Raw genomic sequence first — 7,989 nt, 5'->3', positions numbered from 1 at the left:
AGAAAAAATCGGCTCAAACATGAAGAAATGAAATGACTGAGTCAGCCGAGAAGAATTTCCCCGCTTATTCGCACCTTCCCTAAAGGGATTGATTTAAATCAGGCAGATCAGCATTATTTAAATCAAGTTGCCATGTCACTGAATACTCGTCCTAGAAAGGCGTTAGATTGGCTTACACCATTAGAGAAATTTGCTCAGCTTGTTGATTATCATATGGCTTTTGAAACTGTCGCACCTCATGTTTGAATTCGCCCCATATTTTTGCTACAGTGAACCAAATTAAGATCATCTATTTACTAGGCCTCGCATTTGCGGGGTTTTTAATGCTGAATAAAAGGAAAACTTGATGGAATTGCCCAATATTATGCACCCGGTCGCGAAGCTGAGCACCGCATTAGCCGCTGCATTGATGCTGAGCGGGTGCATGCCCGGTGAAATCCGCCCGACGATTGGCCAGCAAATGGAAACTGGCGACCAACGGTTTGGCGATCTGGTTTTCCGCCAGCTCGCACCGAATGTCTGGCAGCACACTTCCTATCTCGACATGCCGGGTTTCGGGGCAGTCGCTTCCAACGGTTTGATCGTCAGGGATGGCGGCCGCGTGCTGGTGGTCGATACCGCCTGGACCGATGACCAGACCGCCCAGATCCTCAACTGGATCAAGCAGGAGATCAACCTGCCGGTCGCGCTGGCGGTGGTGACTCACGCGCATCAGGACAAGATGGGCGGTATGGACGCGCTGCATGCGGCGGGGATTGCGACTTATGCCAATGCGTTGTCGAACCAGCTTGCCCCGCAAGAGGGGATGGTTGCGGCGCAACACAGCCTGACTTTCGCCGCCAATGGCTGGGTCGAACCAGCAACCGCGCCCAACTTTGGCCCGCTCAAGGTATTTTACCCCGGCCCCGGCCACACCAGTGACAATATCACCGTTGGGATCGACGGCACCGACATCGCTTTTGGTGGCTGCCTGATCAAGGACAGCAAGGCCAAGTCGCTCGGCAATCTCGGTGATGCCGACACTGAGCACTACGCCGCGTCAGCGCGCGCGTTTGGTGCGGCGTTCCCCAAGGCCAGCATGATCGTGATGAGCCATTCCGCCCCCGATAGCCGCGCCGCAATCACTCATACGGCCCGCATGGCCGACAAGCTGCGCTGAGCCATGGCTGACCACGTCACCCCCAATCTGCCATCGCGCGATTTCGATGTGACAGAGGCGTTTTATGCGAAGCTGGGCTTTGCGACGAGTTGGAAGGATCGCGGCTGGATGATCCTGCAGCGCGGCGGTTTGCAGCTCGAATTCTTCCCCTATCCTGACCTCGACCCAGCTACGAGCTCGTTCGGCTGTTGCCTGCGGTTGGATGATCTCGATGCCATGGTGGCATTGGTGAACGCGGCGGGAGCCGAGGAAAAAAGCACCGGCTGGCCGCGCTTCAAAGCTCCGCAACTGGAGGCGAGCGGCCTGAGGATCGGCTACCTGATCGATCCCGACTGCACGCTGGTGCGGCTGATCCAGAACCCCGACTGACCGCATGCCCGCGAAAATCAAGATTTGCGGGATCAGCACACCCGAGGCGCTCGATGCGACCATCGCGGCGCGGGCGGACTATGCCGGGTTGGTGTTCTATCCAGCGTCGCCCCGTGCGGTTACGTCGAATGTCGCGGGCGCTTTGACATCGCGCGCAGCTGGCCAGATCGCCATGGTCGGTTTGTTCGTCGATGCGGATGATGCTGTCATCGCCGACGCACTGGTGGCAGCCAAGCTGAACGCGCTGCAGCTGCACGGTTCGGAATCGCCCGAACGCGTGGCCCAGTTGCGCGCGCGGTTTGGCAAGCCGGTGTGGAAGGCGCTGCCCGTCGCCAGCGCCAGCGATGTCGCACGCGCCGCAGCCTATGCCGGGGCGGCGGACTTGATCTTGTTCGACGCCAAGACCCCCAAAGGCGCGCTGCCCGGCGGCATGGGGTTGGCGTTCGACTGGTCGCTGCTGGCCGGATATCGCGGTGCCTTGCCGTGGGGGCTGGCAGGCGGGCTAAATCCGACGAATGTTGCCGAGGCGATTGCGCGCACCGGAGCGCCGCTGGTCGATACCTCCAGCGGCGTCGAAAGCGCGCCGGGCGTCAAGGATACCGACAAGATTACCAATTTCGCCTTTGCGGTGCGCTTGGCCTAAATCGCGTCGATCAATAGGCGTCGTTCAGCGCAAAGATCGGCTTGCGGGTGCGCCACTGCCCTCGGGTGAAGTCGGGAAAATCTAACGTGCGATTGCCCTCAGCAATCGATTGTTCCGACAGAGGCGTGATCGCGCTCCAGGCCAGCGCGTCGTAAATGTCGATTGGCATCGGGGCCTTGGCCTTCAGCGCCTCGACAAAAGCGTGGATCACGAACCAGTCCATCCCGCCATGCCCGGCCCCTGCCGCCAGATCGGCGTAGCGTTTCCATAGCGGGTGATCGTATTTCGCAAACCAGCCCTCGGCAGGCTCCCAGCGGTGCGGCTGTGGGCTCTTGCCCTCCAGATAGATCGACTTGTTGACGTCCATCCACAGCCCCTCGGTGCCTTGCACCCGAAAGCCGAGAGAATAGGGGCGCGGCAGCGAGGTGTCGTGGCACAGCATGATCGTTTCACCATTAGTGCAGCCGATCATGGTGTTGACCACATCACCCAGTGCGAATTTCACCTCGGCGTTGGGATGATCGGCAGAGCCGTTCTTGACGACATAATCATGCAGCCCGCGCGCCTTACAGCCGAAGCCGCCAGCGCCCGCTTCGCCCGGCAACGCGACCTTCAGGGTGCGGGTCTGCGGCGGGTAGCACACGCCGGCATCGGCGCAGCCCTGGTACTTCACGGTCAGGGTGGTCGCGCTCGCGCCGGCCGCGGGCGTGCCGGTGAGGGTGCCGAGCAATTCCTTGCGGTAGGTTTCGACGTCGCCGAAGAATTCGTCGCGGTAGGCCTTGCCCTTCGGCAGCGCCATGGTCGCGCCGGTGAAGGCGGCATCGGCCTTGACCGAGGTGCGGTGCCGGTACAGGTAATAGCCGTCGGCGATCCGCCAGCGCACCTCGATGCGGTCCGGCGCGGTGGCCTGCGCGGACAGGACGAAGACCTCGTCGACCGGCGGCAGTTCGAAGTCCTGGGCGACGGCCGAGGTCGCGGGCAGCGCAAGCAGCAGGGCGAGCCCGGCCAGCCAGCGGCGCAGGCGGATCGTGGATGCGGTCATTGGCTCAGTTTACCGGTCGGCTCTCGGCGGCCAGCCATTGCAGGTATTCGGGCAGGCCGGACGCGGCTTCGACCGCGAGCAGCTCCGGGAGTTCGTAGGGATGCAGTTGGCGCAGGCGTTCCTGCAGGGCGGGGTAGGCCTCGGCACTGGTCTTGACCAGCAGCAGGACCTCGGCCGCGGCCTCGACCTTGCGTTGCCAGCGATAGACCGAACGCAGGCCGGGCAGGAGGTTGACGCAGGCGGCCAGGCGCTCGGCCACCAGCGCGGTGGCGATGCGCTCGGCGCTGTCGGCGTCGGGACAGGTGCAGAAGCAGATCAGGGCGCTCACCGGCATAGGGTAGCGGCTGCCCCGATCCGGCGGGCCTGGCGGACATCCGCGTGCGGCCCTTGAAAGTCGGCGGGCCCGCCCCATCTCGGTGGCATGCCGGGTTCGCCCGGTTCTGTTGTCCGCGGTTTGGCACTCGCTTCGCGCGACTGCTAAAATCGCCGGGTTTTTCCACGTCAATCAACCATTTACCGAGGTTGCCATGTCCAATATCAAGCCGCTGCACGACCGCGTGGTCATCAAGCGCATGGAAGAAGAGAAGCTGTCCGCCGGCGGGATCGTGATCCCGGATTCGGCCACCGAGAAGCCGATCAAGGGCGAAGTCGTCGCCGTCGGCACCGGCAAGGTGCTGGACAACGGCCAGGTCCGCGCGCCGCAGGTCAAGGTCGGCGACAAGGTGCTGTTCGGCAAGTACAGCGGCACCGAAGTGAAGCTGGACGGCGTCGAGCTGCTGGTGGTGAAGGAAGACGACCTGTTCGCGATCCTCGGCTGATCGCGCGTCGCTCCCACACATTTCTCATCCGAATAATTTTTCGAGGTAATTCGCAATGGCTGCCAAGGACATTCGTTTCGGCGAAGACGCGCGCTCCAAGATGGTGCGCGGCGTCAACGTGCTCGCCAACGCCGTGAAGGCGACCCTCGGCCCGAAGGGCCGCAACGTCGTGCTGCAGAAGAGCTACGGCGCGCCGACCATCACCAAGGACGGCGTCTCCGTCGCCAAGGAAATCGAACTGGCTGACGCGTTCGAGAACATGGGCGCGCAGATGGTGAAGGAAGTCGCTTCCAAGACCTCCGACAACGCCGGCGACGGCACCACCACCGCCACCGTGCTGGCGCAGGCGTTCATCCGCGAGGGCATGAAGGCGGTCGCCGCCGGCATGAACCCGATGGACCTGAAGCGCGGCATCGACCAGGCGGTGAAGGCCGCGGTCGGCGAACTGAAGTCGCTGTCCAAGCCGTCGTCGACCAGCAAGGAAATCGCCCAGGTCGGCGCGATCTCCGCGAACTCGGATGCCAACATCGGCGACCTGATCGCGCAGGCGATGGACAAGGTCGGCAAGGAAGGCGTGATCACGGTCGAGGAAGGCAGCGGCCTGGACAACGAACTCGACGTGGTCGAGGGCATGCAGTTCGACCGCGGCTACCTGAGCCCGTACTTCGTCAACAACCAGCAGTCGATGTCGGCCGACCTGGATGATCCCTTCATCCTGCTGTACGACAAGAAGATCTCCAACGTGCGCGACCTGCTGCCCGTCCTCGAGGGCGTGGCCAAGGCCGGCAAGCCGCTGCTGATCGTGGCGGAGGAAGTCGAAGGCGAAGCGCTGGCGACCCTGGTGGTCAACACCATCCGCGGCATCGTCAAGGTCTGCGCGGTGAAGGCCCCGGGCTTCGGCGACCGTCGCAAGGCGATGCTGGAAGACATGGCGATCCTGACCGGCGGCGTGGTGATTTCCGAGGAAGTCGGCCTGTCGCTGGAGAAGGCCACCATCAAGGACCTCGGCCGCGCCAAGAAGATCCAGGTGTCGAAGGAAAACACCACCATCATCGATGGCGCCGGCGAAGGCGCGGGCATCGAGGCGCGCATCAAGCAGATCAAGGCGCAGATCGAGGAGACCTCCTCCGACTACGACCGCGAGAAGCTGCAGGAGCGCGTGGCCAAGCTGGCCGGCGGCGTTGCGGTGATCAAGGTCGGTGCCGCCACCGAAGTCGAGATGAAGGAAAAGAAGGCGCGCGTCGAAGACGCCCTGCACGCGACCCGTGCGGCCGTCGAGGAAGGCATCGTCCCGGGCGGCGGCGTCGCCCTGATCCGTGCCAAGGCGGCGATCGCCGGCATCAAGGGCGTGAACGAAGACCAGAACCACGGCATCCAGATCGCCCTGCGCGCGATGGAAGCCCCGCTGCGCGAGATCGTGACCAATGCCGGCGATGAGCCGTCGGTCATCCTCAACCGCGTGGTCGAAGGTTCGGGTGCGTTCGGCTACAACGCCGCCAACGGCGAGTTCGGCGACATGATCGAGTTCGGCATCCTGGACCCGACCAAGGTCACCCGCACCGCGCTGCAGAACGCCGCGTCGATCGCGGGCCTGATGATCACCACCGAAGCGATGGTGGCCGAGGCCCCGAAGAAGGACGAGCCGGCGATGCCGGCCGGCGGCGGCATGGGCGGCATGGGCGGCATGGATTTCTAAGCCCCGCGATCCATCAAGCAAGACCACAAAGCCCGGCCTCGTGCCGGGCTTTGTGCGTTCTGGCGTCCGAGGCGGGAGACTTCCTACCCGCCCCGCGGCAATGTCTGACGCGAAGATCAGAAAACGCCGATATGAACGCGTGCTCGCGGGCGCAACCCTGAGCAGCCGTCCCTGCAACGGAGCGCTGCGTGCCGCGCCTGACCGCACCCCGGCGGCAGGCCGAGGTGTGCGCGCCACTGCCGGCCGCCCACGCCGCTGCGCGTTACGCGCGCCACCTGCCCGAGCGCACGCTGCTGTACGCGCTAGTGCAGGCGCACTACCCGGACTTCATCGCGCGTCTTGAGGCCGAAGACCGCCCGCTGCCCGAGTATGTGCGCGAGGAGTTCGAGACCTACCTGCGCTGCGGCGTGCTCGAGCACGGCTTCCTGCGCGTGGTCTGCGAGCACTGTCGTGCCGAGAGGCTGGTGGCGTATTCCTGCAAGAAGCGCGGGCTGTGCCCGAGCTGCGGCGCACGGCGCATGGCCGAGTCGGCGCGGCATCTGGTGGACGAGGTGTTCGGCCCGCGGCCGGTGCGGCAATGGGTGCTGAGTTTCCCGTACCCGTTGCGCTTCCTGTTCGCCAGCAAGCCTGAGGCGATCGGCCCGGTGCTGGGCATCGTGCATCGTGTGATCGCCGGTTGGCTTGCCGATCAGGCCGGCGTGCCGCGGGATACGGCGCAATGCGGCGTGGTGACCCTGATCCAGCGCTTCGGCAGCGCGCTGAATCTCAACATCCACTTCCACATGCTGTGGCTCGACGGCGTGTACGAGGACACCACCGAGCGTCCGCAGCGCAAGCCGCGCCTGCACCGCACCCGTGCGCCCACATCGGCGCAACTGACGGAACTGGCCAACACCATCGCGCATCGCGTGTGCCGGCACCTGTCGCGCCGCGGCTGGCTCGAAGGCGAAGACGAATCCGTGTTCCTGTCCGACAGCGCGGGTAGCGACGACGGCATGGATGGGCTGCGGATGAGTTCGATGACCTACCGCATCGCCACCGGTCGCGACGCTGGCCGCAAGGTCGTCACGCTGCAAACGCTGCCTGGCGACGCCGGTCCGCTGGAGGGCGACGCCGGCAAGGTCGGCGGCTTCTCGCTGCATGCCGGCGTGGCCGCGGAAGCACACGAAAGCCACAAGCTCGAAAAGCTGTGCCGCTACATCACGCGCCCGGCGATCAGCGAGCAGCGGCTATCGATCTCGCCACAGGGCAGGGTGCGTTACCAGCTCAAGACGCCGTGGCGCAATGGCACCACGCATGTCGAATGGGATGCGGTGGACTTCATCGCCAAGCTGGCGGCACTGGTCCCGCCGCCACGCGCGCATCTCACCCGCTTCCACGGCGTATTCGCCCCGAATGCAAACCTGCGCGCGCAGCTGACGCCCTCGGGGCGCGGCAGGCGGCCTGCGGGCGATGCGGCGCCAGTGGACGTCAGCGCCCACGACGAGCCGCGCAGCCCCGAGCAGAAGCGCCGTGCGATGAGCTGGGCGCAACGGCTCAAGCGGGTCTTTTCCATCGACATCACCACCTGCGCCCACTGCGGCGGCGCGGTGCGGATCGTCGCCAGCATCGAAGACCCCAAGGCCATTCGCGCCATCCTCGCCCACTTCGAGAAACACGGCGCGCTGGAGCAAGCGCACTACCGGCCCGCAGCGCGCGCCCCGCCGCCCGCCGCGTGATGAGGCGCCGGCCACACAGCCGGCAGCCAAGCCAGAGTCCGATCCGATGCGGCCACGACCCCGCAGGGCTGCGCTCGGCCCTGTGCCGGGATTCGGTGAGAAATGGCTACGCACTGAGCCGCTGCGTGGCCCCGCGATGTCGAAAACCCACGCATGAACCCCCGATCTGTGCCCGATCTGTGCCCAAAGCGGCGCTTGCGCGGCCGCTTCCTACCCGCCAGACTCGCCAAAAAGGGCGGTTGAACTTCCTATACCCATATCCCACTTTAGGTTTGGCAGCACCTTTTCAATCAGGTGGTTGTTTACACCAATCCAGCTATTGGCCAATTGAATATTGGTTTCGTCTACTTTTTTTGATTTTTTAAACAGCTTGGTAAAACCGAGTGCCAAAACAGGGGGACCATGTAAAAACGTGCTTCCTGTAATGACTGAACCAACTGTGAGTCCTTTACTGACTTTTTGCGGCACTGTTGCAAAGTTAGCGATGAGGCAGCCTTTTGTCTTATTCAAAGGCCTTACATTTCAAAAACTCTGCTTACCAGGC

General features: G+C 63.9%; 9 protein-coding genes and 1 pseudogene. 7 read left to right on the top strand and 3 right to left on the bottom strand.

Annotated elements, in window-relative coordinates; genetic code table 11:
• Positions 1 to 63 precede the first annotated feature (63 nt).
• The 4 genes and pseudogenes from ACOT1A_RS24180 to ACOT1A_RS24165 all read left to right on the top strand — a co-directional run.
• Positions 64 to 246: pseudogene (locus ACOT1A_RS24180) on the top strand (IS30 family transposase); the annotation flags it as partial.
• 100 nt (positions 247 to 346) lie between these two features.
• A complete protein-coding gene (locus ACOT1A_RS24175; RefSeq protein ID WP_004201164.1) occupies positions 347 to 1,159 on the top strand; it encodes a subclass B1 metallo-beta-lactamase NDM-1 in 813 nt (270 codons plus the stop codon).
• A 3-nt stretch (positions 1,160 to 1,162) separates the two neighbouring features.
• Positions 1,163 to 1,528 (top strand): bleomycin binding protein Ble-MBL, encoded by a 366-nt coding sequence (gene ble / locus ACOT1A_RS24170; protein WP_004201167.1) that lies wholly within the window; start codon positions 1,163 to 1,165, stop codon positions 1,526 to 1,528.
• Positions 1,529 to 1,532: 4 nt separating this feature from the next.
• Positions 1,533 to 2,171: a phosphoribosylanthranilate isomerase gene (locus tag ACOT1A_RS24165; protein ID WP_004201168.1), complete on the top strand. Its 639-nt coding sequence runs from the start codon at positions 1,533 to 1,535 to the stop codon at positions 2,169 to 2,171.
• Between the two features lie 10 nt (positions 2,172 to 2,181).
• Here the strand turns inward: ACOT1A_RS24165 and ACOT1A_RS24160 are convergent, their stop codons facing one another.
• Both ACOT1A_RS24160 and cutA read right to left on the bottom strand, forming a co-directional pair.
• A complete protein-coding gene (locus tag ACOT1A_RS24160) occupies positions 2,182 to 3,213 on the bottom strand; it encodes a protein-disulfide reductase DsbD domain-containing protein (protein WP_004201169.1) in 1,032 nt (343 codons plus the stop codon).
• A 4-nt stretch (positions 3,214 to 3,217) separates the two neighbouring features.
• Positions 3,218 to 3,547 carry a divalent-cation tolerance protein CutA gene (gene cutA / locus ACOT1A_RS24155; RefSeq protein ID WP_004201171.1) on the bottom strand — a complete coding sequence of 110 codons (330 nt, stop codon included), beginning with the start codon at positions 3,545 to 3,547 and terminating at the stop codon, positions 3,218 to 3,220.
• Positions 3,548 to 3,740: 193 nt separating this feature from the next.
• On the opposite strand from cutA, the gene groES reads away from it, so the two are divergent.
• The 3 genes from groES to ACOT1A_RS24140 all read left to right on the top strand — a co-directional run bounded on the left by groES (position 3,741) and on the right by ACOT1A_RS24140 (position 7,445).
• On the top strand, positions 3,741 to 4,031 hold the full coding sequence (gene groES, locus ACOT1A_RS24150; RefSeq protein ID WP_004201172.1) for a co-chaperone GroES: 291 nt from the start codon (positions 3,741 to 3,743) through the stop codon (positions 4,029 to 4,031).
• A gap of 55 nt (positions 4,032 to 4,086) precedes the next feature.
• A complete protein-coding gene (gene groL / locus ACOT1A_RS24145) occupies positions 4,087 to 5,727 on the top strand; it encodes a chaperonin GroEL (RefSeq protein WP_004201176.1) in 1,641 nt (546 codons plus the stop codon).
• 236 nt (positions 5,728 to 5,963) lie between these two features.
• Positions 5,964 to 7,445 (top strand): IS91 family transposase, encoded by a 1,482-nt coding sequence (locus ACOT1A_RS24140; protein ID WP_032723056.1) that lies wholly within the window; start codon positions 5,964 to 5,966, stop codon positions 7,443 to 7,445.
• Between the two features lie 210 nt (positions 7,446 to 7,655).
• Here ACOT1A_RS24140 and ACOT1A_RS24135 read toward each other — a convergent pair whose 3' ends face one another.
• Complete coding sequence (locus tag ACOT1A_RS24135) at positions 7,656 to 7,955, bottom strand: hypothetical protein (RefSeq protein WP_032072054.1); 300 nt, start codon at positions 7,953 to 7,955, stop codon at positions 7,656 to 7,658.
• Between the last annotated feature and the right edge of the window lie 34 nt (positions 7,956 to 7,989).

This window comes from Enterobacter cloacae complex sp. SYL003, assembly GCF_049236925.1.
GTDB classification, from domain to species: Bacteria; Pseudomonadota; Gammaproteobacteria; order Enterobacterales; family Enterobacteriaceae; genus Enterobacter; species Enterobacter intestinihominis.
Note: the sequence above shows the minus strand (reverse complement) of the source record. Positions and strands in the feature narration are given on the sequence as shown.